Annotated in this window: 25 protein-coding genes; 12 read left to right on the top strand and 13 right to left on the bottom strand. The window is 53.8% G+C overall.

Annotation, left to right across the window (positions count from 1 at the left end; all coding sequences use genetic code 11):
- The first annotated feature begins 307 nt into the window (after positions 1 to 307).
- The 11 genes from ONV78_RS28805 (at position 308) to ONV78_RS28755 (ending at position 9,960) form a co-directional block, all read left to right on the top strand.
- Positions 308 to 586, top strand: a complete 279-nt coding sequence (locus tag ONV78_RS28805; RefSeq protein WP_127972699.1) for a septum formation initiator family protein — start codon at positions 308 to 310, stop codon at positions 584 to 586.
- An 84-nt stretch (positions 587 to 670) separates the two neighbouring features.
- Positions 671 to 1,381, top strand: coding sequence for a 2-C-methyl-D-erythritol 4-phosphate cytidylyltransferase (ispD, locus tag ONV78_RS28800; protein ID WP_279507957.1), 711 nt, complete (start codon positions 671 to 673; stop codon positions 1,379 to 1,381).
- Positions 1,378 to 1,869, top strand: coding sequence for a 2-C-methyl-D-erythritol 2,4-cyclodiphosphate synthase (ispF, locus tag ONV78_RS28795; protein WP_279507956.1), 492 nt, complete (start codon positions 1,378 to 1,380; stop codon positions 1,867 to 1,869). Before ispD ends, ispF begins: the two co-directional genes overlap by 4 nt.
- 1 nt (position 1,870) lies before the next feature.
- Positions 1,871 to 2,839 (top strand): tRNA pseudouridine(13) synthase TruD, encoded by a 969-nt coding sequence (locus ONV78_RS28790; protein ID WP_279507955.1) that lies wholly within the window; start codon positions 1,871 to 1,873, stop codon positions 2,837 to 2,839.
- A gap of 107 nt (positions 2,840 to 2,946) precedes the next feature.
- Positions 2,947 to 3,696, top strand: coding sequence for a 5'/3'-nucleotidase SurE (surE, locus tag ONV78_RS28785; RefSeq protein ID WP_127972691.1), 750 nt, complete (start codon positions 2,947 to 2,949; stop codon positions 3,694 to 3,696).
- Positions 3,693 to 4,355, top strand: a complete 663-nt coding sequence (locus tag ONV78_RS28780) for a protein-L-isoaspartate(D-aspartate) O-methyltransferase (protein WP_127972689.1) — start codon at positions 3,693 to 3,695, stop codon at positions 4,353 to 4,355. Before surE ends, ONV78_RS28780 begins: the two co-directional genes overlap by 4 nt.
- 1 nt (position 4,356) lies before the next feature.
- Entirely contained in the window at positions 4,357 to 5,271 is a 915-nt protein-coding gene (locus ONV78_RS28775; RefSeq protein ID WP_216739809.1) for a DUF368 domain-containing protein, read from the top strand.
- Between the two features lie 296 nt (positions 5,272 to 5,567).
- Positions 5,568 to 6,359 carry a peptidoglycan DD-metalloendopeptidase family protein gene (locus tag ONV78_RS28770; protein ID WP_347815437.1) on the top strand — a complete coding sequence of 264 codons (792 nt, stop codon included), beginning with the start codon at positions 5,568 to 5,570 and terminating at the stop codon, positions 6,357 to 6,359.
- Positions 6,360 to 6,429: 70 nt separating this feature from the next.
- Complete coding sequence (gene rpoS, locus ONV78_RS28765) at positions 6,430 to 7,428, top strand: RNA polymerase sigma factor RpoS (RefSeq protein WP_011395785.1); 999 nt, start codon at positions 6,430 to 6,432, stop codon at positions 7,426 to 7,428.
- 275 nt (positions 7,429 to 7,703) lie between these two features.
- On the top strand, positions 7,704 to 8,270 hold the full coding sequence (locus ONV78_RS28760; RefSeq protein ID WP_279507953.1) for a chalcone isomerase family protein: 567 nt from the start codon (positions 7,704 to 7,706) through the stop codon (positions 8,268 to 8,270).
- Between the two features lie 280 nt (positions 8,271 to 8,550).
- Positions 8,551 to 9,960: a tetratricopeptide repeat protein gene (locus ONV78_RS28755; RefSeq protein WP_279507952.1), complete on the top strand. Its 1,410-nt coding sequence runs from the start codon at positions 8,551 to 8,553 to the stop codon at positions 9,958 to 9,960.
- Positions 9,961 to 10,076: 116 nt separating this feature from the next.
- Here ONV78_RS28755 and ONV78_RS28750 read toward each other — a convergent pair whose 3' ends face one another.
- The 4 genes from ONV78_RS28750 to ONV78_RS28735 all read right to left on the bottom strand — a co-directional run bounded on the left by ONV78_RS28750 (position 10,077) and on the right by ONV78_RS28735 (position 13,801).
- A complete protein-coding gene (locus ONV78_RS28750) occupies positions 10,077 to 10,331 on the bottom strand; it encodes a hypothetical protein (protein ID WP_127972680.1) in 255 nt (84 codons plus the stop codon).
- Positions 10,332 to 10,467: 136 nt separating this feature from the next.
- Positions 10,468 to 11,394: an alpha/beta hydrolase gene (locus ONV78_RS28745; RefSeq protein WP_279507951.1), complete on the bottom strand. Its 927-nt coding sequence runs from the start codon at positions 11,392 to 11,394 to the stop codon at positions 10,468 to 10,470.
- Between the two features lie 147 nt (positions 11,395 to 11,541).
- A complete protein-coding gene (locus tag ONV78_RS28740) occupies positions 11,542 to 12,240 on the bottom strand; it encodes a hypothetical protein (protein ID WP_279507950.1) in 699 nt (232 codons plus the stop codon).
- A 112-nt stretch (positions 12,241 to 12,352) separates the two neighbouring features.
- Complete coding sequence (locus ONV78_RS28735; RefSeq protein WP_279507949.1) at positions 12,353 to 13,801, bottom strand: PLP-dependent aminotransferase family protein; 1,449 nt, start codon at positions 13,799 to 13,801, stop codon at positions 12,353 to 12,355.
- Between the two features lie 116 nt (positions 13,802 to 13,917).
- Here ONV78_RS28735 and ONV78_RS28730 point away from each other — a divergent pair, with 116 nt between their 5' ends.
- Positions 13,918 to 14,583 carry a pyridoxamine 5'-phosphate oxidase family protein gene (locus ONV78_RS28730; protein WP_216739802.1) on the top strand — a complete coding sequence of 222 codons (666 nt, stop codon included), beginning with the start codon at positions 13,918 to 13,920 and terminating at the stop codon, positions 14,581 to 14,583.
- Positions 14,584 to 14,586: 3 nt separating this feature from the next.
- Here ONV78_RS28730 and ONV78_RS28725 read toward each other — a convergent pair whose 3' ends face one another.
- The 9 genes from ONV78_RS28725 to metG all read right to left on the bottom strand — a co-directional run bounded on the left by ONV78_RS28725 (position 14,587) and on the right by metG (position 24,419).
- The gene (locus tag ONV78_RS28725) at positions 14,587 to 15,261 is read right to left on the bottom strand and encodes a phytanoyl-CoA dioxygenase family protein (RefSeq protein ID WP_279507948.1); all 675 of its coding nucleotides are present in this window, start codon (positions 15,259 to 15,261) and stop codon (positions 14,587 to 14,589) included.
- Entirely contained in the window at positions 15,261 to 15,896 is a 636-nt protein-coding gene (nth, locus tag ONV78_RS28720; protein ID WP_279507947.1) for an endonuclease III, read from the bottom strand. Before nth ends, ONV78_RS28725 begins: the two co-directional genes overlap by 1 nt.
- A gap of 84 nt (positions 15,897 to 15,980) precedes the next feature.
- Positions 15,981 to 16,691 carry an electron transport complex subunit E gene (locus tag ONV78_RS28715; RefSeq protein WP_279507946.1) on the bottom strand — a complete coding sequence of 237 codons (711 nt, stop codon included), beginning with the start codon at positions 16,689 to 16,691 and terminating at the stop codon, positions 15,981 to 15,983.
- A 54-nt stretch (positions 16,692 to 16,745) separates the two neighbouring features.
- The gene (gene rsxG, locus ONV78_RS28710) at positions 16,746 to 17,402 is read right to left on the bottom strand and encodes an electron transport complex subunit RsxG (RefSeq protein WP_279507945.1); all 657 of its coding nucleotides are present in this window, start codon (positions 17,400 to 17,402) and stop codon (positions 16,746 to 16,748) included.
- 9 nt (positions 17,403 to 17,411) lie between these two features.
- On the bottom strand, positions 17,412 to 18,452 hold the full coding sequence (gene rsxD, locus ONV78_RS28705; protein WP_279507944.1) for an electron transport complex subunit RsxD: 1,041 nt from the start codon (positions 18,450 to 18,452) through the stop codon (positions 17,412 to 17,414).
- Between the two features lie 3 nt (positions 18,453 to 18,455).
- Positions 18,456 to 20,936 (bottom strand): electron transport complex subunit RsxC, encoded by a 2,481-nt coding sequence (rsxC, locus tag ONV78_RS28700; protein ID WP_279507943.1) that lies wholly within the window; start codon positions 20,934 to 20,936, stop codon positions 18,456 to 18,458.
- A 17-nt stretch (positions 20,937 to 20,953) separates the two neighbouring features.
- On the bottom strand, positions 20,954 to 21,547 hold the full coding sequence (gene rsxB, locus ONV78_RS28695) for an electron transport complex subunit RsxB (protein ID WP_279507942.1): 594 nt from the start codon (positions 21,545 to 21,547) through the stop codon (positions 20,954 to 20,956).
- Between the two features lie 13 nt (positions 21,548 to 21,560).
- A complete protein-coding gene (gene rsxA, locus ONV78_RS28690) occupies positions 21,561 to 22,142 on the bottom strand; it encodes an electron transport complex subunit RsxA (RefSeq protein WP_011395801.1) in 582 nt (193 codons plus the stop codon).
- Between the two features lie 231 nt (positions 22,143 to 22,373).
- Positions 22,374 to 24,419: a methionine--tRNA ligase gene (gene metG / locus ONV78_RS28685; protein ID WP_279507941.1), complete on the bottom strand. Its 2,046-nt coding sequence runs from the start codon at positions 24,417 to 24,419 to the stop codon at positions 22,374 to 22,376.
- Between the last annotated feature and the right edge of the window lie 245 nt (positions 24,420 to 24,664).

Below are 24,664 nucleotides of genomic sequence, written 5' to 3'. Positions count from 1 at the left end.
GGTATCCCTCCCAAAGTGGCATCTGAGTCTCTCTTATTACTCCTGTATACCTCTTCACCTAGCTCTAATTGCTCTAGTTTCATTCGATTGGGCTAAATTTTCTTAAAAAGAAATGTCATTAAATTTATGTAGTTATAAGTGTTTTCTACTGGAAATTATCAACACTTATCGACTATAAATAATAGAGTCTATAAAATAAGCGATTCCGCCCTATTAAAAAGTAAATTATCACGGCGGAATCTGCTTGAAGCAGCAGGGACGCAAAATGTCATTGACGACGAAAATATAACCTCATTGTCGTTCTGCTATGCGTGTAAATTGGTTGTGGACAGTTTTGGCGTTGATTATTGGCGTCCTTCAATTCCGTCTTTGGGTTGGCGAAGGTTCTTTCGCTCAGGCTTGGGTGCTTGATCGTCAGGTTGAGAGTCAGAAAGAAGAAAACGAGCAATTGGCGGAAAGGAATCGCAGGCTTGAGGCTGAAGTCATGGAGCTAAAACTTGCACAGAGTGCGATTGAAGAGAGAGCTCGCAGCCAGTTGGGGATGGTGTATCCTGACGAGCAATTTTATTTGCTCATCGAAAACTGAACCTTTCTTGATTTTCCTTATTCGCTTCACTGATACTAGCCCGGTTTTTGCCGAAATCGAGCTTGATTAGTATTAGTAGACAGTATGGAAGAGCATAAGCTTTGGGTGATAGTGCCCGCCGCAGGCGTTGGCTCTCGCATGGGGGGCGAATGCCCTAAGCAGTATTTGAAGTTGCATGGCCGAAGCGTTATTGAGCATACGCTGGATCGGCTATTATCAGCGCCTGGAATATCACAGATCTATTTGCCTCTTCATCCGCAAGACAAATGGTGGCCTGAGATTGCTGGCAAGTATATTGGAAAGACAATACCAGTCGCTGGCGGGGCGGAGCGGTCGACTTCAGTGCTCAATGCTTTAGAGAAGATAGAGCCTCACGCCTCTACTGAAGACTGGGTGCTTGTGCATGATGTGGCTCGTCCTTGTTTTCGCATCAATGATATTTCCAATCTGATGCAGTCGTTATGGAATACTCAACCTGGCGGGCTTTTAGGCGTGCCTGTAGCCGACACAGTGAAAAGGACCAGTGCGACAGGTGAAGTGTTAGATACTGTGCCCCGGACTAATCTCTGGCGGGCGTACACCCCACAGATGTTTCGGTTTGGCATTTTATTGGCGGCTTTAAGGCAAGGGCTAGAAAAGGGCGTCAATATTACCGATGAAGCCTCAGCGATCGAAGCTCTGGGCTTAAGGCCAGTAATGGTAGAAGGGCATAGCGATAATATCAAAGTTACCCATCCTCAAGATTTACCTCTGGCGGAGATATTCTTACGCCGCATTATGCAGGAAGAAGAATGAGTTTGTTTCGAGTCGGCCATGGCTTCGATGTCCATGCGTTTTCTGAGAGTGGCGACTTTATTGCCATTGGTGGAGTGAAGATTCCATATGATCGCGGCTTACAGGCGCATTCAGATGGCGACGTCTTACTACATGCGATATGTGATGCTTTACTTGGCGCAGCAGCCTTAGGTGATATTGGTAAACATTTTCCTGATACCGACCCTTCTTTTTCCGGTGCGGATAGCCGAAACCTGCTTCGCTCTGTGGTTAGTAAACTGCATGAGAAGGGCTACAAGGTGGGGAATATTGATGGAACTATCGTTGCGCAAGCTCCTAAGATGGCTCCCCATATAGAAAGCATGCGGGTCAACATCGCCGCTGACTGCAATGTTTCTATTGATTGTATAAACGTAAAAGCCACTACCACAGAAAAACTGGGTTATACCGGCCGTAAAGAAGGCATTGCCTGTCATGCGGTAGCATTGCTTGAGGCGCAAAAGAACTGATATGAATTTTGATCTTAACTTTCCTGGACTTTGGACTGACACGGCTCCTGGAATATGGCGTCAAACGCCGGAAGACTTCGGGGTGGACGAATTATGGACGCCCCCAGACTCAGGAGGCGAGCATATTTTATTACATATTGAAAAGCGCGGGCAGAATACCGAGTGGGTATCTCGTAACCTCGCGCGTTTTTGTGGTGTGCGTGATTTTGATATCGGGTTAATGGGATTGAAGGATCGTCATGCCGTGACGAGACAATGGTTTTCAGTTTATTTGGGGAAACGTCCTGAGCCGGATTGGAGCCAGTTACAGATTGAAGGCGTAGAAGTGCTCAGCGTTACTCGTACGCAAAAAAAATTACGCCGTGGCGATCACTCAGGAAATGCTTTTAAGATCTGGGTCAGACAGGTGGAAGGAGTTCACGAGCAAATCGATGAAAAGCTTTCATTCATTCAGGCGAATGGTTTTCCTAACTATTTCGGAGACCAGCGCTTTGGCCACGATGGCTATAATTTACAACGTGCGAATGCATGGTTCGTAGAAGGCCAAAAACCGAAAAAGAAGGCCCATCTGGGGATGTATTTGTCTGCGGCGCGTTCTTATTTATTTAATGAAATTCTGGCTGAGCGCGTTCGTCGTGGTGACTGGTCGACCATGATTGATGGGGATGAAGGCGCTCCGGCCGCCAGCTCTGTCGTATCTGAATACACCGTTCCCACTGGCCCTATGCTGGGCGGCCCAGAGTTTTTGTCAGGGGCGGCCGGAGAGATTGAGCAACTGAGAACGGCATCTTTATCAGAATGGCTGACCGCTATTCACAAAGACGGCGCGCGGACAGCGCGGAGACCTTTTGTCGCTATGCCTGTAGATATGAGTTGGCAGTGGCTCAATGACGATATTGAGCTGACATTCTCTCTTGGCTCCGGCTGTTTCGCCTCTGTATTGCTGGACCAAGTATTTAGATTAAACTGATTCCAGCCAAACCTGTTTACTAATAGCTCCTCCCATTGCCACTATCATTGAAGCAATTGACTGCAAAGGCTGGTGACGAGGGAGTAGCGAAAAAAGGAAAAGCGGTAGTGAAATTATTATTGTCCAATGACGATGGCGTGCATGCGCCAGGTTTGTCGGCTCTGGCGGATGAGCTAAAAAATATTGCTGAGATTCGAGTAATTGCGCCAGATAGGGACCATAGCGGAGCGAGTAACTCACTGACGTTGACTCGCCCTCTGATTCTGCAGAAAACCTCACAAGGTTTCTTTGCTGTTGATGGTACGCCGACCGACTGCGTGCATATGGGGCTGAGCGAGATGTTCGGTTATGACGCAGAGCGAGTTGTATCCGGTATTAACTCCCACGCCAATCTGGGTGATGACGTGCTGTATTCGGGAACCGTCGCTGCAGCGATGGAGGGACGCTTTTTGGCGCAACCCGCAATTGCTGTGTCATTGGTAAATCGAGGGCAAGAAAACTACGCGACTGCAGCGAAAGTGGTCGCCAACTTACTGCTCAGACAGCTGAAGTCGCCGATCGCTCCGCGTACGGTGTTGAACGTGAATGTTCCTGACGTGCCTTTAGACGATATCCGCGGGATTCAGTTAACCCGTCTGGGGCATCGTTTGAAAGGCGGCGAGCCCCACGAAATTGTGGACCCCAGAGGTCGCAAGCGTTACTGGATAGCAGCGGCGGGAGAAGGGGACGACGCCGGACCTGGTACGGATTTTTACGCGGTGGAGCACAACTACGTCTCCATTACGCCTATTCATGTTGATATGACTCGCTACGACGCCTTTAATCAACTACAGGATTGGCTGGGAGATACTGAGTGAACTTCGACTTGCAAGGCATAGGCATGACATCGCGGCGCACGCGTCTGCGTTTGATTGAGCGCTTGCGGAAAAACGGAATTCAGAATGAAGCTGTGTTGGAGGCGATGACTGAGGTTCCCCGGCATATTTTTGTCGACGAGGCTCTCGCGCATCGCGCCTATGAAGATACTGCTTTGCCGATAGGACACTCCCAGACGATCTCGCAGCCTTATATCGTGGCTCGTATGACTGAGTTGCTGTGCAGTGGTTGGAAACCGAAACGAGTGTTGGAGGTTGGCGCCGGATCGGGTTATCAAACCGCGATTCTGGCTCGGTTATCCACACAGGTTTATACCGTTGAGCGGATTGCGCCGCTGCTGGAAAAAGCGAAACTGAGGTTCAAGGCGCTAAAGTTAAATAACGTTAGCGCGAAATTATCCGATGGGCGTTGGGGATGGCCTGAACAGGGGCCTTTCGACGCGATTATGGTGACTGCGGCCCCAGAGCAGACGCCATCGGAGTTGCTGGAGCAACTGGCGGATGGCGGACGTCTCGTCATTCCGGTTGGCGGCGGCAACGAACAGATGCTGAAGGTCTATAAGAGACAAGGCGCGGAAATAGAGGAGAGCAGTTTGGAGCAGGTTCGATTTGTGCCTTTGTTAGGAGGCGTTGTTCGATAACATGTGGAAGACTTATCTGAAAGGCGTGGCCATGGGAGCTGCGGATATTGTTCCTGGCGTATCTGGCGGGACGATTGCATTTATTTCCGGTATTTACGAGCGGCTTATTTCAGCTCTTGGGCGAATTCGCCCGGGACTGATTAGCATCTGGCGCACGCAGGGATTCGCAGCGGTTTGGAAAGACATTGATGGAACCTTTCTGGCGACATTGTTCGCCGGCATTCTCACTAGTGTCTTTTCGTTGTCCAGGATTATCAGCTCTCTATTGCAGAGCCATCCCAATCTGATATGGGCCTTTTTCTTTGGATTGATTCTTGGTTCCGTCTGGTTTGTAGGTAAGGCGATCAGAGAGAAGAATGCGCTAACTGCGTTGTTGATCGGGTTGGGCGCTGCGGTGGCCTATGCGCTGACGGCTTTGAGCCCTACCAGCCTGGAGCCGACCTACCTGAACCTGTTCATAAGCGGCGCCATCGCCATTTGCGCGATGATTCTGCCTGGCGTTTCAGGCAGTTTCCTGCTGTTACTTCTTGGCATTTATGGTCCGGTCCTCGCGGCGGTGAAAGGCTTTGAAATTCTGCCTTTGTCCATCTTCGCCTCAGGATGCCTGATTGGCTTGCTGTCTTTCACCCACCTGCTAAGCTGGTTATTAAGACGTTACCACGACTACACCCTCGCTGTTCTGACCGGCTTTATGCTGGGCGCTCTCAACAAAGTCTGGCCATGGAAGTATACGCTGGAATATCGTATTGATTCTCATGGGGCTCAGGTCCCCCTTGTGCAGGCGAATGTTTTCCCCTCTCGTTACGAGGTGATCACAGGTGAGCCGGCGCAAGTGTTAATGGTGGCGGCGTTGTTCGCTATCGGGGCGCTGATGGTGGTTGCGCTGGAAAAAGTGAGACTTGGTTATCAAAAATGAGAGAACACTTTTAGGAAATTAAATCACGTTAGTGTTACTTATTTTCCTTGGTGGTGTTACCTCTGGTATCAGGTATAACGAGCGAACCCGACGGCATTCAATCTATAACTCTATAGAATATAGTTGTAATTTAACTACTTAGGAGTTCGATTTAGAAACTTTTGTAAATAATGAGAATAATCTAGGCTGTATTAATTCCTTTTTGTTTTAAAAAAAGCTAAAAAGTGCATTGTCTAAAATCCCAAAAACACAGGTTTTGTAACAGACTGTATACTGGTAATGGCATTTTTTATGCTTTGAGATCGGTCGCTTTGTCGATCACGCTATTCTTGTGCGCCTGCACCTCTCCTTCTATATATAGAGACCCCGCATTTAACCCTCCGGTGTACTGGGGAAGCCATGTCGTAGAGAAAGGCGACACACTCTATTCTATCGCCTGGAGATATGGTCGGGATTATAAAGAGTTGGCTCGTATCAACCGGATATCCGCTCCCTACATGATTAAGCCGGGGCAGCGGATTTCTCTGGTTGTGCCGGATGGTTACCAGACTGCGAGCGCGCAGCCATCCAGGAAAACCAAAAAGACGACTGTCAAAACCAAGAAAACTTCATCTGTTAAGCCCAAGAAAACTACTCCGCCTAAAACTGCCCAGGCTCCCGTTTACAAAAATACACAAAAGAAAAAAGCTCCTGTAACCAGTAAAACTGATCGAATTGTTACCGGATGGGGGTGGCCCCATCATGGCCCGATTATTGATACTTTTTCTATTGCAGGCGACATCAATAAAGGTGTTGATATCGCCGGCAAAATCGGCGACCCGGTTTTAGCAGCGGCCAGTGGCGAAGTAGTGTATGCGGGTAATGGTTTGCTAGGTTACGGCAAGCTGGTGATTCTGAGCCACGGCGATGAATACATCAGCGCTTACGCGCACAACAGCAAGATACTGGTCAAGGAGGGTGACCTCATAAACCGCGGGCAGAAGATAGCCGAGATAGGTGAGACAGGGACCAACCGACCGATGTTGCACTTCGAAATAAGAAAAAACGGCAATCCGGTTGACCCTCTCAAGTACCTACCAAAACGATAAAACTTGCGCCTGAGCAAGTGCAAAACGTCATCAATACCCCGCAAGGGGTTAACGAGAGCAGGGCATCATCATGGCAGCAGAACGTGAATCTTACGCAGAAGATTTGGCTTACGATGTTGATATCGATTTGGCCGAAATTGAGGCTGAAGAGTTTGAAGACGATGAAAGTGATGTTGTTGTCTCGATTGATCAAGGACGTACCGGTCGTTTCTCCCTAGGTGAAGGCCAATCCTACAGAAACCTCGACGCCACTCAGATTTATCTGAACGAAATCGGTTTCTCCCCATTATTAACCCCGGAAGAAGAAGTTCATTTTGCGCGCATGGCGCGTCGTGGCGATGAGAAAGGCCGTAAGCGCATGATTGAGAGCAATTTGCGCCTGGTTGTAAAAATCGCCCGCAGATATGTGAACAGAGGCCTGAGCCTGCTTGATCTCATTGAAGAAGGCAACCTGGGTCTGATTCGCGCCGTTGAAAAGTTTGACCCCGAACGCGGCTTCAGATTTTCAACTTACGCGACTTGGTGGATTCGCCAGACGATTGAGCGCGCCATCATGAATCAGACAAGGACGATCCGTTTGCCGATTCACGTAGTTAAGGAATTAAATGTGTATCTTCGCGCGTCCCGCGAACTGACCCAGAAACTGGATCATGAGCCCAGCGCTGAAGAAATCGCCGACTTGCTGGAAAAGCCGGTGAAGGATGTTAAACGTATGCTCGGTTTGAACGAGCGCATCACTTCCGTCGATTCGCCGATTGGCGGTAACGCGGAAAAATCCCTTCTTGATACCGTCGCCGATGAGGCGAGCAATGATCCTGCCGAGCTGTTGCAGGATAGTGATCTTAAAGGCTGTCTGGACCGTTGGCTTGACCAATTGTCTGACAAGCAACAGGAGGTGATCGCCCGCCGTTTTGGATTGCGCGGTTATCCCATGAGCACATTGGAAGAAGTAGGGCAGGAAATTGGCCTGACTCGGGAAAGAGTGCGCCAGATTCAAGTAGAAGCGCTCAAGCGCATGCGCGAACTGCTGGAGAAAGAAGGTTTGACCGGAGACACACTGTTTAAGTAACTTTTGGTTACACAGTCGTAACAGTAAAAAGGGCGCATCCAGCGCCCTTTTTTAATGGACCGGTTAGGCTTGCTGTCAGGTTTGTCTTGCGCCTATAGTTGCGAACCAGCTCGCATAACCCGGTATAACTACCTGTTTTACCCTATCTACCGCTTTTGCGGGCTGCCTATAATGGAGTCCGCTCGCCGATTCGGAATTACCCCGCACCGTTGAGCGCTTACAAACAATAAACAGCAAATAATTTAAATAACAATCAATGCAACTAGGGATGAAATATGAAACAACTAATTTCTGCACTTGTGCTCTTGCTGGTTCTATCCCCTTCCTCGCAGGCCGCCAAAGTGGCTGGCGTCGACATTCCCGACACGCTTAGCGCAGCGGGTTCTGAATTAAAGCTCAATGGCGCCGGCGTGCGCTCCAAATGGTTCATTGACGTTTATGTGGGCGGTTTATACCTGCCGCAGGCGAATATGGACGCTTCTGCGATTGTGAAAGCGGACGAGCCTATGGCGATCAAACTGCATATGGTTTCCGGTATGGTGACCAGTGAAAAGATGCAGAAAGCCACTACAGAGGGCTTTGAGAACGCGACCAATGGCAATACGGCTCCCATTAAAGCAAATATCGATAAGTTTATTGGCGTGTTCGATGAAGAGATCCAGGAAAATGACGAATTCGATCTGGTGTACCTCCCAGGCAAAGGCGTAGAGGTGTATAAAAACGACGCGCTTGCGGCCACGATTGATGGCGGCGTTGCTTTTAAAGAAGCCTTGTTTGGTATCTGGTTATCCGACAAGCCGGCTCAGGAAGAACTCAAGAAGGCGATGCTGGGCGCAAAATAGTCTCGGCAATATCTTCCTAATCACACTTCACAGCCGAAGGCGGCTGGCTTTTCTGGTTAAAGGCGGGGTTCCCGCCTTTTTCATTTCCAACGACCCCTCTGATGCCTTAATTTGCCGTCGCCGATGGGCGCTATTGGCGATTTCGCCCGTTTTATTCAGTTAGGGTTAAGCTGCCGCAGGATATAAATAGACTCACATAAAGGCAGTGGCGATGGGATCGGGTAGTGAAATCAGGTCCCGTCGTAATATTCGAAAAATATGAGAATGGTGTAGGAAGATAATGTTGTCTAATCGCTTCAAAAGGTTTGCGGGAGTGGCGTTGGTGGCTTTGGCTGTAACAGGATGCGCGCACCGTAACCTGATCAAGGATGGGGAAGAGTATTACGCTCAAGGCCGTTATGAACTGGCGGTTGAGAGGTACGAAGAAGCCTTGAAGTTAAAGCCCAACGATAAGGACACCCAGAATAGGCTGCAACAGGCGCGCAGAGACTTTACCGCGTGGTTGAACCAGGTAAGAAGCGCCGCTAACACAGCTTATGACCGCAATAATCTGGGCAAGGCCATGCTGCTTTACGGCAAAGTGGCGCAGGCGACACATGAGCAATCCGCTTGGGATAGATATAACTCTGCTTATCAAACGATAGCGACGCAGCATCAGTTTCGCATTAAGTTGGACAGCGACCGGCGCGTTTTCGGCGATGACTTGGGGTATGGCGTAGCCGGTCTGCAGTTGGTCAATAAAGTAAGCAGCAAACTTGGCAATGAGGCGCGCGTGAGCATGTCCCGGGCTCCGGTTCACTATAATCTGAGCGAGTCCGTCGTGCCGGAAGTGCAGCAATACGTCAGCGGTCAGGTGATGGTGAGCAACCCGGATTTTATTCGTCTGCAGGGGGATGTGTCTGATCAGCGATATCAGCTGGATCGCGCCAAAGACAATATGCGGGACGCCCGTCGCGATTTTAAACGGGAGCGGCGGGAGCTGGAATCGGCGGAGCGGGATCTGTCGAAAGAAGAAAGCGCACTGAACAAACTTAACCTCACAGACCCGCAATATGACACACAGAAGAGAGAAGTCGACCGTCTGAAGGACAAGGTTTCTCGTCAAAGGGAGGAGGTGCGTAGAGCTGATGATGAAGTCGACAAGAGAGGCCGCAAACTGGATCGAGCCGATCACAAGCTGGACTCATTGCTGACCGAGTTCTCGATGGTTCCGCCAACCGTGATGGAGGATGTTTACTCCGACTACCATTACGAGCGATACATTCTAACCAAGACCGCCAGCTCTGCATTGGTAATGGAAGTAGATGGTCGCCGTAGCGACACCCCGGTGAATGTCGTCTCCGAAGACGATTATTACGATGATCACTACACGATTGGCTTGGCGCGTAAATCGGCGATGGTGGAGTCTGATCTGGATATGGAAGCGCGTCTGAATACTGAGGTGCGCATTGCCGCCCAAAACAGACTCAAAGCCTTGGTGTCGGACTATAAACAGTCGCTGTTGCTGGAAGCGGCGCAGGTAGTGGGTAACGACGACCGTTTCGACGCCTGGGTGGCCCATGGCGTAGCAGGCTTGCCCGGTGTAGACGGCTTCCTGGCGGACAAAATGCGTCAGTATCTTGAACTGGAGCTGGGAAGAGGCGGGGAACTGGATATCAACGCATTACTGACCCTGCACCCTGGCGCATAAGCGATCACTGTTTAGTGAAATAAAAAAGGCGGTATTACCGCCTTTTTGCGTCTGTCGCCAGGAATACAACTAAGGGGTTTTAATACATCAGGCGACGTTGGCGACGTTGGCGCAGTTCAGGGGATCAGACGAATAATCTGGTCGGCGATTTGGCCTTGCATTTCGGTCAGATCCCGAATGCCCCGGTAGGTTTTATGAATCATATTCTGCTGCAATACCCTGGCTTGATGGGCGACGCCTTCAAAAGGCTGGATCTTACCCAGCGCCAGTAGCGGCTTTTCCGCTATGGATGTGTGAATGCTTTCAAGTCGGATCAGGGACTTCTCGGTGGTGTCCTGCAGACGGTCCTTAACGCTTTGGATTCTACTCATGGCTTGACTCTCCTGTTCTAGCTGAGGGCGCTAATGCGCTGACGCGCCAGCTCATGGTAGAGGCGCAGCAGGGACGCTGGCAAGCTGTCTATTCACTCTAAAGACAATGGCTGCAAATGAGATTGGCGGGTGAATATCAGGCTTGCTCGCAGGCGTTCCCAGGACGAGCGGCGGTTTGTCCAACGTGCTGCAACACGACTTTGGCGACGCGGGCTATCAGCGGGGAAGGGAAGTCGTGGCCCATGCCGGCGATGACTTCAAGTTGCGCGTCACGGATGTTGCGGGCGCAGGCGACGCCCTCAGAAAGAGGGATGAGCGAATCCTCATCGCCATGGATGACCAGCGTTGGCGTGATGATGCGCTTTTGCAGCTCAACCAAAGAGCCTTCGGCAAGAATGGCGCTGGCTTGTCTCTGCAGTCCCTCGTGGTCGACGCTGCTTCTGTCGAGCACTTTACATACTCGCTGTAATAACTCTGATCGGGAGGATGGATAGCTGCGACTGCCAATACGCCGTATCTGACTGATTTTGCTTTCAATAACCTCCGCCCGCAACTTGGGGCGCGTAGGCTTGATTAGCGCCAGCAGATTGGCCGGATTTAAGGCGGGGAGGCGGCTAAAGCCAGGAGCGGACATGATAGAGGTCAGACTGAGCGCCCGTTCAGGATATTTGGCGGCGGCGATTTGCGCGATCATGCCGCCCATGGATGCACCGACAAGATGAGCGCTGGCGACCCGCAAGTGATTCAGCAGACCTATGGCGTCGTTGGCCAAGTCGCTCAGTGTGTAAGCGCTTTTCACCCGCAAACCGAACTGCTTGCGGAGAAAGTTGGTGACTGGACGGGCATGTCCCGCGCCATCGCTTTTGCTGGAGAGGCCAATATCCCGATTGTCGAAACGCACGACGAAATACCCGTTTGCAGCCAGGCGTTCGCACAGGGCGTCCGGCCACACCAGCATTTGAGCGCCAAGGCCCATTATCAGCAGAATGCAGGGATCTTTTTGTGAGCCAAAGGTTTCATAGGCGAGCTGGATATCGCCGATAGCAGCATATTCAACAGTCATTTTTTGTACAACTTGGGCGGGGTTGAAACTAAATCACCATCAAATTGTAATATTGATGGTGTATAAGAGCACGCTGTTCATAAAAGATTCAATTTACTGTCATCTAACTGTCACTTGAAACTCTTTGCTATGAACAGCGCGTTTCGCTTAGGCGAAGCTTTGGGTGATGGCGCCCATTAACGGGCCCTGGCCAAAGTTGCGGGTGTTGCGGTTTTGATTCACCCAGGAGCGAAACATCTCCACATATTCCCCTTTGCGCCAGTCATATAGAAACTGGCAGAGAATCACTAACGCCATATTGCCGCAGTTGCCGGTCAGGCCGCTGACTCGGGCTTCCATGTCCGCTGGCCGGAAGCTGTAGAAGTAAGGCGTGTCGGAAGGAGAGTGCGGTCCCAGGTCTGATCTGCCGATAAGCGATGTGATCACCCCATCGAAATCCTGCGCCTGATTCTGAGTGACGTTGATTTCGTAACTGATCGCCGTTGGGTCCTGAATCATGGCGAAGTCGTCGTACCATAATCCTCTGACGGTGATGTTGTTGCCGCGGGTTGTTTGTAACAATCCGGCGAGCAGGTAGGACTCAGGATTAAATCCCACCACATGGGTGACGACGCCTCCCTGGCGAACGACCAGAGCGGTATGGCCATTCTTGAAGTAGCCGACGCAGCCTTTTGGTGATTGCCAGGAAAAGGTGGACCATAAACGATACAGGTTGCTGGCGCCGGCGCCTTCCTGCTGAACATTCAGCCGGCGAGGCGTGTGCCGCAGCCAACCTTGCCAACTGGAGACGGCGACCAACCCGACGGAGTAATCTTGGTTATTTCCGTTATTAGCTTGAACTGTCATGCGAATATCCCTATTGGTTATTGTTTTTGTTAAGGAAACCGTTGCTTCCACAACGACTTCATCATGCCTGCAATCGGATTGGCTCGCTGTTTCGAATTGTATACGGGGCTATTTAGAACTCTCGCAATGTCCGTTTGATTATCCCGACTCCCTGTGTGATCTCCGTTGGCGTCAGGGTCGCGAATCCCAGTAGCAGACCTGCTGCGGGAGGCTCTCCGTGATAAAACGGGTGTATGGGATAAACGCGTACGCCTTGCGCTTGCACTTGCTCTATGAACGCGGAAACAGCGCTCAGCGGCAGACTGGGCATCCAACACACCAGATGCAGGCCGGCGTTATCGCCTTCCACCAGAATCTCTCTGTCGCCCTCCTGGCGCTGTAACGCCGTCGCCAAGGTTTGTTGGCGAATAGCGTAGCGTTTACGCATTCTGCGCAGATGGCGCTCGAATTCACCCGTTTGCATAAACTCGGCGAGGATATGTTGCTCTAACCAGGGGGAGTGGCGATCCGTCACTTGTTTGGCGTAAGTGAGCGGCTCCAGCCAGCTTTTGGGGAGCAGCAGATAGCCCAGTTTGATGGCGGGGAACAGGACTTTGGAAAAGGTGCCGGCGTAGATAACCCGGTCGTGATGATCGAGTCCCTGTAAAGACTCAATCGGCTTGCCGCAGTAGCGAAACTCGCTGTCGTAATCGTCTTCGATAATCCAGGCGTCGTTCGCTTGCGCCCATTCCAGCAGCGCCAGCCGCCTGCGCAGGGACATCACGCAGCCACTGGGAAATTGATGCGATGGCGTGACGTAAACCAACTTGGGCGCTTCCTCGCCTTGTGGTAAATCCTCTACTTTTAGTCCTTCCTCGTCGACAGCGATGGGAATCAACTTGGCGCCGAGAGCGGTGAGCAACTGTTTGACTCGGGGATAGCCTGGGTTCTCCACGGCAACCCTGTCGCCCGGATTGATCGCCAATCGCGTAATCAGATCGAACGCCTGTTGCCCGCCGGAGGTAATGGCGACTCTGTCGGGATGGCTGCGGCATGCGCGATTGAGTTGCAGATAAGCGGATATCGCCTCCCGCAAGGCCGGTAATCCCAGCGTGTCGCCATAATGGCGGCCTTGCCGGTACGCCCAGTGACGGGCGGATTTTGTCCAGATATGTTGGCTTTTCTCGTCAAGATCCACATTGCCATACTGGAAATCAATTATCGTCGGCGGCGGGATGGCTTTGACGGGACGCTGGCGCATGAGGGCCTCTCCCCAGGAAGACAGAGTTGGAGCAGGACCAGAGTGATTTGTCTGTGGCGGCGAGGCGGTGGGAAAATCCACGCCAGGTAACGGTGAGGCGACATAACAGCCCGATCCACGACGACTGACGATATAACCTTCGCTCAGCAACTGGTCGTAAGCGCTGGTGACGGTGGTGCGGGATAGGCCTCGCGCGTCCGCCATGCTTCGGGAGGACGGCAGGCGTTCTCCTTCCGGCAGCAGGCCCGCCAGAATGGACTGCTTTAACTCTTCATACAGCGATAGATAGCGAGACTTCGCATTTTGCGTCGGAGCGGTCATCTTCTTTCTCTAAAGTGGACTCTTTATAAAGGTTTAAAGTGGACATTAATAGATGTCCAATTTCAAGCTAATCTGCCTGCATCAATAGCTTGATGTGATTGGAAGGAGTAAGTTCGATGACTGACGATGTACTGCCCATAACCCCCAAGACCGCCTTCACCCGCAAACGGGACCGGGCGGGTTACGATCGCCGCGATATCTACAGTATCTTGGATGCGTCTGTTCTGTGCCATGTGGCGTTTATGTTTGACGGCGCGCCCTTTGTGTTGCCAACCGCCTACTGTCGCTACGGCGATAATTTGATTGTGCATGGCGCGGTAAATGGTCGTCTGTTTAAAAGCCTTGCAGACGGGCGTGAGGCGTCCGTCTGCGTCACGTTACTGGATGGTCTGGTGCTCTCCCGGCGGGCGTTCCATCACTCCATGAACTATCGCAGTGTTGTCTTGTTTGGACAGTTCGAGGCGATTGAAGACCCGGATATGAAGAATGAAGTGCTGAATGCTTTGGTGGATCACATCATTCCCGGTCGCTGTTCGGACAATATCATTCCCAACACGCGTAACGAAGTGGCGGCGACGGCGGTGCTGGCCATGCCGATAGTGGAAGCGAGCGCTAAAGTTCGCAGTGGTCCACCCAGAGACAAAGAAGAGGATATGGATCAGCCGGTCTGGGCGGGCGTGGTGCCCATGCGCACGGTGTATGGAATGCCGGAAGTGGACCCGGAAACCCGCAGTGACGCCAGGATGCCGGATTACCTGCGACACCTGACTACAGGGCAGTAGAGATTAACTCACCCACTGCGCGCCGGCTGGCAGCGGATAGTCGCTGAATTCTACGTGGAGAATACGACGCTGGTTGGGCGTCGTTCCCTTGCTGGAGGCGTGCAGCAGGTGAGGTTTCATGACCAGGATGTCGCCTGCCTGGGCGGCGCAGGACAAGGGCTTCGACGATGCGGCGACTTGCTGGATACGTTCATGGGATAACAGTCCTTCGCGGTGAGACCCAGGGATGACTTTCAAGCAGCCGTTACTCTCGTCAGTAGGGTCCAGATGGATGCGAAACGCCAGCATGCGCTCCAGCGTCGCAATAGGAGGCTGCACGTGCAAAACGCCATTTTTCTCAGACCATGGCCCCCAATCTGGCGCATCAAACCGTGCTTTGACGCAAACGGTTCTATCCTGGTGCCAGGTCACCAGCCAGTTTTTTCGCGGCGACTTATTGAACAGGATTGTCCGGACCTGCTGTGGGGCTCCCTCTAAATACCGACAGGCCAGCCGCTTGAGGTCGCCGCCGGCCAGCCACTCCTTCAGCGTTGCATACTTGCACTCTGCGTTACGCACGCCGGAGCCGGAGTTAACCTCATCATCACGGGCAACTTCCTGCAGGATAGCGTTGATCAATGATGCGGGCAGTGCGTCCCGCAGCCATTCAAAACCATCGCGGTGGAAGTCGAACGTCATCAATCCAGCACTTTTTCTTTGAACTCGCACAGATCAGATATGACGCAGGCGCCGCATCGGGGTTTACGGGCGGTGCAGATATAGCGGCCGTGTAGGATCAGCCAGTGATGAGCGTCCATCAGGTATTCCTTGGGGACGTGCTTCATCAGTTTGTGCTCCACTTCCAGCACGTTTTTGCCGGGGGCGATGTTGGTGCGGTTGGAGACCCGGAATATATGTGTATCCACCGCCATGGCTGGCTGGCGGAAAGCAGTGTTGAGCACGACATTGGCGGTCTTGCGGCCGACGCCTGGCAACGCTTCAAGGGCTTCCCGGGTCTGCGGCACTTCTGAGTTGTGCTGCTCGATCAGGATTTTGCAGGTCTTGATGACGTTTTCCGCTTTGCTGTTGAACAGGCCGATGGTCTTGATGTATTCCTTAAGACCCTCCACGCCCAGCGCGTAAATGGCTTCCGGTGTATTCGCCACAGGGTAAAGCTTGCGGGTGGCTTTATTAACGCCCACATCGGTGGCCTGAGCGGACAGAACCACCGCAATCAGCAGTTCAAAGGGGGTGTTGTACTCCAACTCCGTGGTCGGGTTGGGATTTTCCGCTTTTAAGCGGGCGAATATCTCCGCTCGTTTTTGCTTATTCATCAGTCTTCTTATGGCTTGTATTCACAGTCGAATGCGCCGCCCCATTTGTAATGTGGCGGGCAGCGAGAGAGACAGCCGCGCGCGTCAGGATATCTTTCCTGTCACCCGCACGCGTTTGCCGCCGGAGACAGGCTTCTCCAGTTTCACCGCAGCGGCTTCCTTCATACGTTTATCGATCACATTTTTTAGCGCAATCAACAGGCCCATGCCGACAAAGGCGCCGGGAGGCAGCACGGCAAAAAGAAAGTCAGGGTAGTCGGCGAACACCTCAAGCTTCCAGCTCCGCGCGGATTCGCCAAACAGCAGATCCATGCCTGAAAACAGCGAGCCTTGTCCTATCACTTCACGCATGCCGCCCAGCACCATCAGCACCAGACTGAAACCCAGACCCATCATGAAGCCGTCGAGCATGGAGGGGAGGATCGGGTTCTTGGAAGCGAAAGCGTCTGCGCGCCCAAGAATGGCGCAGTTGGTGACGATCAGGGGAATGAAGATGCCGAGAATTTCATACAGCTCATAGGCGAAGGCCTGCATCAACAGCTCGGCGCAGGTTACGAAAGAGGCGATGATCATGACGAATGCAGGCAGGCGTACTGATTCAGGCACGTAGTTGCGGATCATGGAAACCGCGGCGTTGGAGCCGGTCAGCACCAAAGTCGTGGCTAATCCCAGGCCGATGGCGTTGACCACTGTGCCTGTCACCGCCAGCAGGGGGCAGAGGCCCAGCAGTTGCACCAACGCCGGGTTGTTTTTCCACAATCCGTCCCGAACTATTTCTTGATAGCTTTTCGCCATTATGCAGATCCTGGATTCATTCAGTCATTCATGTTCGATACGCTCGCCGTCTGGCTATTCCTGTGTCGCGGTTGCGGTATTGACGCCGCTATTGCTACGCAAGAGTTGATCGCGATGGCTTTGAAAATAGGTTAGCGCATTACGCACCGCCTTCACTACCGCTCTGGGCGTGATGGTGGCGCCGGTCATTTGATCAAAATCGCCGCCGTCCTTTTTCACCTTCCAGCGGTCTTCCGCGGGAGAGCTGAGCGACCGACCGGGAAACTGCTCCACCCAGGGAGACTTCCGCGCTTCAATTTTGTCGCCCAGCCCGGGGGTTTCCTTGTGGGCGGTGATGCGAACGCCTTTAACCGTTCCATCAGGTTGTACGCCGACGATGCCCTGGATTTCGCCGGTGTAACCGTCCGGCGCGACAAAGGGCAGAATCACCGCCACTGGCGAGCCGTGAAGGGTGGCCAGATAGGCTTCCGCTGTGTCTTTGGCGCCGAGCAGAGGGTCTGGATGCAACAGGATGGGGGCCGCCAGCATGTCGTTATCGTGCTCCGTACGTGGAACGACTTCATACAGCGCCTTGGCGCGGGCGTGCTTTTCCGCATCTGCGATACGATCAGCGGTGCTGACTTGAGTTACCGCGATCAAACCGGCGGTCACCACGGCGAATATCGCAAGTCCAATGCCGCCCCGAATAATGGATGCCTGTAATGCGTTCATGGGCGTCTCCTAATCCTGTTTCACGCCGCGACGGGCTTTGCGGTGTCCGTAAGTGCGGGGCTGGGTGTAGTAGTCCAGGAACGGCGCGGCGAAGTTCATCAACAACACGGCGAACGCCACGGCGTCAGGGTAGTTGCCCCAGGTGCGAATCAGGTAAACCAGAATGCCGACGCCAGCGCCATAGTAGAGTTTGCCGAGTTTGCTGGTGGCGGCGGAAACCGGGTCGGTGGCGATGAAGAAGGCGCCGAGCATGGTGGCGCCGGCGAGCAGATGTAGCTGCAGTGGCGCATATTTGTCTTCATCCCAGCCCAGTAGCAAAGAGCACAGCGCCATCGCGGCGAGCATGCTGACTGGAATATGCCAGGTAATAATCTTGCGCCAGATAAGCAACAGTCCTCCGGCGAGGAAGGCCAGATTGACCCACTCCCAGCCCAGCGCGGTGCGCGCGCCGAAGACAGGCATGGCGAAGACTGCTTCCGAAGTGCCGGCGACGATTTCGTGTTTATAGGTGTCCAGAGGCGTGGCCATGGTGTAGCCATCCACGCCGATTTCCGCTCCCCAGAAGATGTGGGCGAAAGCATCCATGAATCCTGGGATTTCCGCCAAGGGACGCGGCGTCGCCCAGTTAGTGGTCATCGCGACAGGGAAGGAGACCAGCAGCAGTGCGTACCCCACCATGGCGGGATTGAATGGATTGTTGCCCAGACCGCCGTAAATCTGCTTGGCGAAAATGATGGCGAACGCCGTTCCAACAAATGTCACCCACCAGGGGGCGTAAGGCGGCAGCGCCAGACCCAGCAACACCCCGGTGAGAACGGCGCTGTAGTCCTGCAGATAAAAGGCCAGTGGCCGTTTGCGTAGCGTCAGCACAAAGGCTTCCGCCGCCACGGCGGTTAACGACGCCAGAATGACGTTGATCAGGGTTCCCCAGCCAAAGAACCAGGTCATGGTCAGCAATCCGGGCACGGTGGCCAGGATCACCCACTGCATGATGGCGGTCGTGCGCGCAGGGCCTTTCAGGTGAGGGGAGGTGATGTGAAGAAATGCCATGGATTAAGCGCCCGCTCCGTCAGTGCTGGTCTGATTTTCCGCCGCGTCGCCGCGAGCTTCATTAAGTGTGGCGCGGGCGGCGGCGACCCGGTCCTGATTTTTCTCCACCGCTCTGGATAGCTTCGCCACTTTCGCTTCGTCCATAGGGGACTCCTGTTGGGCTTCGCTGAGCATGTTCTGCATCATGGCGAGTTTATCCTGCGCTTTCTCCAGCGCAGAGGTCAGAGTCTCGATTTCCTCTGGCGAGGCTGCTTTGACGCCAGCGCCGCAGGCTTGTGTCCGGGCGTCTTCCAGCGTTTTTTGCGCTGCGGCCAAACGGTCCTGATTCTTTTCCACTGCGCGCTGCAATTTGGCGATTTTGGCTTCGTCCGCCGGCTGCTCCGCTCTGGCGTCGTCCAGCATGCCCTGCATCATGCTCAACTTGTCGCGGGCTTTTTCAACCTGCGACGTCAGTTCTTCCAGGTTGGGCTCCGGCGGTTTATCGATTGCTTTATCCGTTGGGGCTGACTCTGCTTCCAACTCCGCCAGCTTCGCCTTGGTTTTCTCCACGGTTTCGGTCAATTGCGCCGCGCGCTGCGGGTCCGTTTCGCGACTGGCTTCTATCGCTTGCGTCAGAGTCTTTATTTTGTCCCGGGTGCGGGCGATAGCGCGCGCCTGTTGCTCTGGGTCCGCCTGTGTCGCTGGCGTTGCATTTGAAGCGGCAGGCGTCGCTGGCGCAGAGTTCTGGGCGTCGTGAAGGGCTTTTTCCGCCGCCGCCAGGCGTTCTTCGTTTTTGGCGATCGAGTTGAGCAGCTTTTCCTGCATGGCGGCATTGGCCCCATCGGATTCCGCCAGCGTCTCGCGCACTTTTGCCAGCTTCTCCCAGGCCTTGTCCACATTGGTCTGCAATTCTGCGATATTGGCTTGGGCTTGGGCTTGGGCTTGGGCTTGGGCTTGGGCAGGTGCGCGCTTGGCTTGGGCGCGCTTGATGGCGGCCTCTATCGCCGCTTTCTTCGGGTCTACTTCCGCCGGCGCATCCTGTTGCTGGGCCGCCTTTTCCGCCTGGGCTTTAGCTGCGGCTTCCGCACGGGCCTTGCGCTTGGCTTCTTTCTCTTCTTTCTCGCGTTCAAGACGGGCTTGTCGGAATTCGAAACGCTCACGCGCCTTGTCGGATTTCTGTTGCTCCTGCGCCGTCACCCGAATTTGATTCTTGGCGTAACGGTAATATTGCACCAGCGGAATGCTGCTGGGGCAGACGTAAGAGCAGGCGCCGCACTCGATGCAGTCGAACAAGTTATAGTTTTCCGCCTTGTCGAATTCCTGGGCTTTGGCAAACCAGTAGAGCTGTTGCGGCAGCAGTTCCGCGGGACAGGCTTCGGCGCAAAGGCCGCAACGAATACAGGCCTGAGCGGGATCGGGTCTGGGAAACTCCTTGGCCGACACCGCCATAATGCAATTGCTGGTCTTCACCAGCGGCAAGTCTGGATCCGTTAAGGTGAAGCCCATCATAGGGCCGCCCATGATCAGGCGATCCGTTTTGCTCGCGTCGAATCCCGCCTGTTGCAACAGGTAAGACATGGGCGAGCCTAATAAAACTTCAAAATTACCGGGCGTAGCGACGCCGTCGCCTGTCACTGTGGTGATGCGAGAAATCAGCGGCTCGCCGAAACGGACCGCGCGGTACACTGCCGCAGCGGTGCCTACGTTTTGGCACATCACGCCGATATCAGCGGGGATCTTGCCGTGGGGCACTTCCAGGCCAGTCAGGATTTTGATCAGTTGTTTTTCGCCGCCGGAGGGATATTTGGTGGGAATCACAACCACTTCGATATGAGTGCCGGAGGCGGCCTGCTTCAGTGCTGCGATGGCTGCCGGCTTATTGTCCTCTATGCCGATCAGACACTCTTCAGGCTCCAAAAGCTGAGCCATGATTTCCATGCCGCGTATGACTTCGTCGGCGCGTTCTCGCATCAACATGTCATCGGCGGTGATGTAAGGTTCACATTCCGCCGCATTCAATATCAGCGCATTGACCTTGTCGTTGCGAGGCGGGTGCAGCTTGATCGCCGTGGGAAACCCTGCGCCGCCCATACCGGCGATACCGCCCTGACGAACACGCTCCAGCAACTGCTCAGGGCTAAGTGAGCGATAGTCTTCGCATGGCGTCAGGTGCGTCCAGGCGTCTTCCCCGTCGGTCTCGATCACAATGCAGACATCGCTGAGGCCGGAAGGATGCGGCACGGGTCGTCTTTCCACGGCTGTCACGGTGCCGGAAGAAGATGCATGAACCGCTACGCTGACCGGCCCTTCCGCCGCGGCGACGACTTCGCCCTTCAACACTTTTTGGCCGGGCGCCACTAGGGCTTTGGCGGGCTGACCAATATGCTGGCTCAGGGGAAGTATCAGCGTTTTCGGCAGCGTCGCCTTGCGGATCGGTCTGCTGGTGGATTGGCTTTTATTTTCCGGAGGGTGTACGCCGCCGTGGAAATCCCAGATTTGTCTCATGCTCAGGCCTTACTTCCTCACGCCGCCATACCGTTATTCTGATCTGTCGCGATGATCGCGCCGTTATTCGTCGGCGGCTTGGGCATATCCCAGGCCCAGTCGCGGATGCCGCTGGGGGCTGGGATCATATCTATACAGTCCACAGGACAGGGATCGACGCACAGGTCGCACCCCGTGCATTCGCTGACGATCACTGTATGCATCTGTTTGGCCGCGCCGAGAATGGCGTCCACTGGACAGGCCTGGATGCATTTGGTGCAGCCGATGCACTCATCTTCGCGAATATAGGCCACCTGTTTGCCTTTGCTTTCACCGTGTTCGGAATCCAGCGGTACCGCTTCCACATCCAATAGGTCCGCCAGGGCGGTGATGGTGGCTTCGCCGCCGGGAGGGCATTTATTGATGGCGTCGCCGTTGGCGATGGCTTCCGCATAAGGTCGGCAGCCGGGGTAACCGCACTGTCCGCATTGGGTTTGCGGCAACAGGCCGTCGATCTGGTCGACGATGGGGTTGCCTTCCACTTTAAATTTAACGGAGGCGAAGCCAAGCACGGCTCCGAAGGTAAGCGCCAGCGCGGAGAGCGCCAATACGGCTATGACGACAATACTCATCTGCGGAAGGCCTCTAGATATTAACCAGGCCGGTGAAGCCCAGGAACGCCAGCGACATCAGGCCGGCGGTGATCATGCCGATGGCGCCGCCCTTGAACGGTTCAGGCACATCGGCGGCGGCGATGCGCTCACGCATGGCGGAAAACAGCGTCAGCACCAGTGAGAAACCGACAGCGGCGCCGAATCCGTACAGGATCGACTCCATGAAATCATTTTGCTTTTTGATGTTTAACAGCGCGACGCCAAGCACGGCGCAGTTAGTGGTGATCAGCGGTAGAAAAATACCCAGGACGCGATACAGCAGGGGACTGGTTTTTTTGATCACCATTTCCGTGAACTGGACAACGACTGCGATCACCAGAATGAACGTAATGGTTTTCAGGAATTCCATGCCGAGAGGCGCCAGCAGGTATTCGTACGCCAGATAACTGCACAACGAGGATAGTGTCAACACGAAGGTGGTGGCCAGGGACATGCCCATGGCGGTTTCCAGTTTGTTGGACACGCCCATGAAGGGGCACAAGCCCAGGAATTGGACCAGTACGAAGTTGTTGACCAGTATGGTGCTCACCAGTATCAACAGGTATTCAGTCATCAGCGCCTCTTATTCAGGATCTTCACCAGCTTTATCCTAATGCTATCCAAAGCGTCGCTTATGGAAGCCCGCCGCGCAACAGCTCGCCAGCTCCCGGAATTCCCTGACTCTGGCGGTTATTATCTGGTTGTGTTGCAGTGCGTTCAAGGCTGCGCCAGTCGCTCTTGCGCGGATTTAGCGCAAATTTGAGCCAGCGCAGCAAAACGGCGCCTGAAAGCGCCGTTGTGTCGGTTATTTAACCTGCATGCCCGGCTGCGCGCCGCTGTCCGGCTGCAACAACCAGATGTCTTTGCCGCCAGGGCCCGCCGCCAGCACCATGCCTTCGGACATGCCGAACTTCATCTTGCGCGGCTCCAGGTTGGCGACCATGACCGTCAAGCGGCCCACCAGATCTTCCGGCGCGTAGGCGGATTTGATGCCAGCGAATACCTGACGTTGTTCACTGCCGATATCCAGTTGCAGGCGCAACAGTTTGTCTGCGCCTTCTACATGCTCTGCGGAGACGATTTTAGCAATGCGCAGGTCGATCTTGGCGAAGTCGTCGAACTTGATCGTTGGCGCAATCTCCTCTTCGGATTTCGCCTCTTTCTTGTCCTTTTTCGCTTTGCCGTTGTCTTTTGGCGCTTGCGCCATGTTGTCTTTAGAGGCTTCCACCATGGCGTCCACGGCCTTTGGATCAACCCGGGAGATCATTGGTTTGAACTCATTGACGGCATGGTCGGTCAGCGGCTGCAACGGTTTGTTCCAGACGATGGGCGCGTTCAGGAATTCTGCGGAAGCCGCAGCGACGCCTGGCAGCACTGGGGCCAAATAGGTGATCAGGATGCGGAACAGATTCACGCCGACAGAGCAGACGTCTAATACTTCCTGTTCTTTGCCTTCTTCCTTCGCCAGTTTCCAGGGCGCTTTTTCATCGATGTACTTGTTGGCCAGGTCGGCCAGCGCCATGATTTCTCTCACCGCTTTGCCAAATTCGCGATCTTCGTACGCTTGGGCGATAAAGTCGGATTTGGACAGGAACTGTTCAACCAATTCAGGCTCGCTGATCTGAGACGACAGCTTGCCTCCCGCTTTGGTAATGAACTTGGCGCAACGGCTGGCGATATTGACCAGCTTGCCAACCAGGTCAGCATTCACTTTCAGCGTGAAGTCCTGCAGGTTCAAGTCCAGATCGTCCACATTGGAGGTCAACTTGGCGGCGAAGTAATAACGCAGGTACTCCGGATTCAGGTGCTCCAGATAAGTCCGCGCCATGATGAAGGTGCCGCGGGATTTGGACATTTTGGCCCCGTCCACCGTCACAAAACCATGCGCATAAACGGCGCTGGGCGTTCTGAAATCCGCGCAGCTCAGCATGGATGGCCAGAACAGCGCGTGGAAGTTGATGATGTCCTTGCCGATGAAGTGATACAGCTCGGCGGTGGAGTCTTTCTTCCAGTATTCGTCGAAGTCCAGATCCGCGCGACGCGCGCACAGATTCTTGAAGCTCGCCATGTAGCCAATCGGCGCGTCCAGCCAGACGTAGAAGAACTTGCCGGGTTGATCTGGAATCTCGAAGCCGAAATAGGGCGCGTCGCGAGAGATGTCCCACTCCTGCAGGCCAGCGTCCAGCCACTCCGCCAGCTTGTTGGCGATCTGCGGCTGCAGAGTTCCGCTGCGTGTCCACTTCTGCAGAAATTCCTGGAAGTCAGGCAGTTTGAAGAAGAAGTGGGTGGACTCTTTTTCAATGGGCGTCGCGCCGGAAATGGCGGAACGGGGGTTGATCAGCTCGGCGGGCGTGTAAGTGCTGCTGCAGACCTCACAGTTATCGCCGTACTGGTCTTCCGCTTTACATTTAGGGCAGGTCCCTTTAATGAAACGGTCGGCCAGGAACAGGTTCTTTTCCGGGTCGTAAGCCTGGGTGATAGTGCGCGTGGCGATCTTACCCGCGTCCAGACAGGCCTTGTAAATATAGGATGATAGCTCCCGGTTTTCTTCCGAGTGCGTGGAGTAATAATTGTCGAACTCGATCAGAAATTCTGCGAAATCGCGACGGTGGTCGGCGTTGACCTGATCGATCAGTTGCTCCGGAGTAATGCCCATCTGCTCGGCTTTAAGCATGATCGCTGTGCCGTGCGCGTCGTCCGCGCAGACATAGGTGCATTGATTGCCGCGAAGCTTCTGGAAGCGCACCCAGATATCGGTCTGGATGTATTCCAACAGATGCCCCAGGTGAATAGGGCCGTTCGCGTACGGTAAAGCGCTTGTGACGAGAATTTTTCTAGGCTCTCCGGACATAATTCTTTCCGTTATTACTCATATAAGGCTTGTCGCCAAGCCATGGACAATAGCCGTCGACGCTGGTGCGTCGGCGATGGTGACAAAACGCGGGACGGATGTCGTCATCAGGATTCCCGCGAGGGGCGCATATGATACCGTTTGGAAGCCTGATTTTCATCCTGCCGGGCGCGATTAAATTGAATAAAACCATACTGATTCAGTATAGTATTGCCCCATCTTTCCTCTATATATCCCACCTTTTC

Origin of the sequence: Hahella sp. CR1, from assembly GCF_029813005.1 — a bacterium.
Taxonomy (GTDB): domain Bacteria; phylum Pseudomonadota; class Gammaproteobacteria; order Pseudomonadales; family Oleiphilaceae; genus Hahella.
The sequence above is the reverse complement of the archived record's forward strand: the minus strand, read 5'-3'. Positions and strand labels throughout refer to the sequence as shown.

What these genes read in the sequence shown, in the direction of transcription:
- metG (WP_279507941.1), bottom strand. Translation starts at nt 24,419, where the DNA reads ATGTCCGGAGAGCCTAGAAAAATTCTCGTCACAAGCGCTTTACCGTAC.
- rpoS (WP_011395785.1), top strand. Translation starts at nt 6,430, where the DNA reads ATGGCAGCAGAACGTGAATCTTACGCAGAAGATTTGGCTTACGATGTT.
- ONV78_RS28730 (WP_216739802.1), top strand. Translation starts at nt 13,918, where the DNA reads ATGACTGACGATGTACTGCCCATAACCCCCAAGACCGCCTTCACCCGC.
- ONV78_RS28760 (WP_279507953.1), top strand. Translation starts at nt 7,704, where the DNA reads ATGAAACAACTAATTTCTGCACTTGTGCTCTTGCTGGTTCTATCCCCT.
- ONV78_RS28755 (WP_279507952.1), top strand. Translation starts at nt 8,551, where the DNA reads ATGTTGTCTAATCGCTTCAAAAGGTTTGCGGGAGTGGCGTTGGTGGCT.
- ispD (WP_279507957.1), top strand. Translation starts at nt 671, where the DNA reads ATGGAAGAGCATAAGCTTTGGGTGATAGTGCCCGCCGCAGGCGTTGGC.
- ONV78_RS28775 (WP_216739809.1), top strand. Translation starts at nt 4,357, where the DNA reads ATGTGGAAGACTTATCTGAAAGGCGTGGCCATGGGAGCTGCGGATATT.
- ONV78_RS28805 (WP_127972699.1), top strand. Translation starts at nt 308, where the DNA reads ATGCGTGTAAATTGGTTGTGGACAGTTTTGGCGTTGATTATTGGCGTC.
- ONV78_RS28715 (WP_279507946.1), bottom strand. Translation starts at nt 16,691, where the DNA reads ATGGCGAAAAGCTATCAAGAAATAGTTCGGGACGGATTGTGGAAAAAC.
- ONV78_RS28735 (WP_279507949.1), bottom strand. Translation starts at nt 13,801, where the DNA reads ATGACCGCTCCGACGCAAAATGCGAAGTCTCGCTATCTATCGCTGTAT.
- ONV78_RS28790 (WP_279507955.1), top strand. Translation starts at nt 1,871, where the DNA reads ATGAATTTTGATCTTAACTTTCCTGGACTTTGGACTGACACGGCTCCT.
- ONV78_RS28750 (WP_127972680.1), bottom strand. Translation starts at nt 10,331, where the DNA reads ATGAGTAGAATCCAAAGCGTTAAGGACCGTCTGCAGGACACCACCGAG.
- rsxD (WP_279507944.1), bottom strand. Translation starts at nt 18,452, where the DNA reads ATGGCATTTCTTCACATCACCTCCCCTCACCTGAAAGGCCCTGCGCGC.
- ONV78_RS28740 (WP_279507950.1), bottom strand. Translation starts at nt 12,240, where the DNA reads ATGACAGTTCAAGCTAATAACGGAAATAACCAAGATTACTCCGTCGGG.
- ONV78_RS28725 (WP_279507948.1), bottom strand. Translation starts at nt 15,261, where the DNA reads ATGACGTTCGACTTCCACCGCGATGGTTTTGAATGGCTGCGGGACGCA.
- nth (WP_279507947.1), bottom strand. Translation starts at nt 15,896, where the DNA reads ATGAATAAGCAAAAACGAGCGGAGATATTCGCCCGCTTAAAAGCGGAA.
- ispF (WP_279507956.1), top strand. Translation starts at nt 1,378, where the DNA reads ATGAGTTTGTTTCGAGTCGGCCATGGCTTCGATGTCCATGCGTTTTCT.
- rsxG (WP_279507945.1), bottom strand. Translation starts at nt 17,402, where the DNA reads ATGAACGCATTACAGGCATCCATTATTCGGGGCGGCATTGGACTTGCG.
- ONV78_RS28745 (WP_279507951.1), bottom strand. Translation starts at nt 11,394, where the DNA reads ATGACTGTTGAATATGCTGCTATCGGCGATATCCAGCTCGCCTATGAA.
- rsxA (WP_011395801.1), bottom strand. Translation starts at nt 22,142, where the DNA reads ATGACTGAATACCTGTTGATACTGGTGAGCACCATACTGGTCAACAAC.
- rsxB (WP_279507942.1), bottom strand. Translation starts at nt 21,547, where the DNA reads ATGAGTATTGTCGTCATAGCCGTATTGGCGCTCTCCGCGCTGGCGCTT.
- rsxC (WP_279507943.1), bottom strand. Translation starts at nt 20,936, where the DNA reads ATGAGACAAATCTGGGATTTCCACGGCGGCGTACACCCTCCGGAAAAT.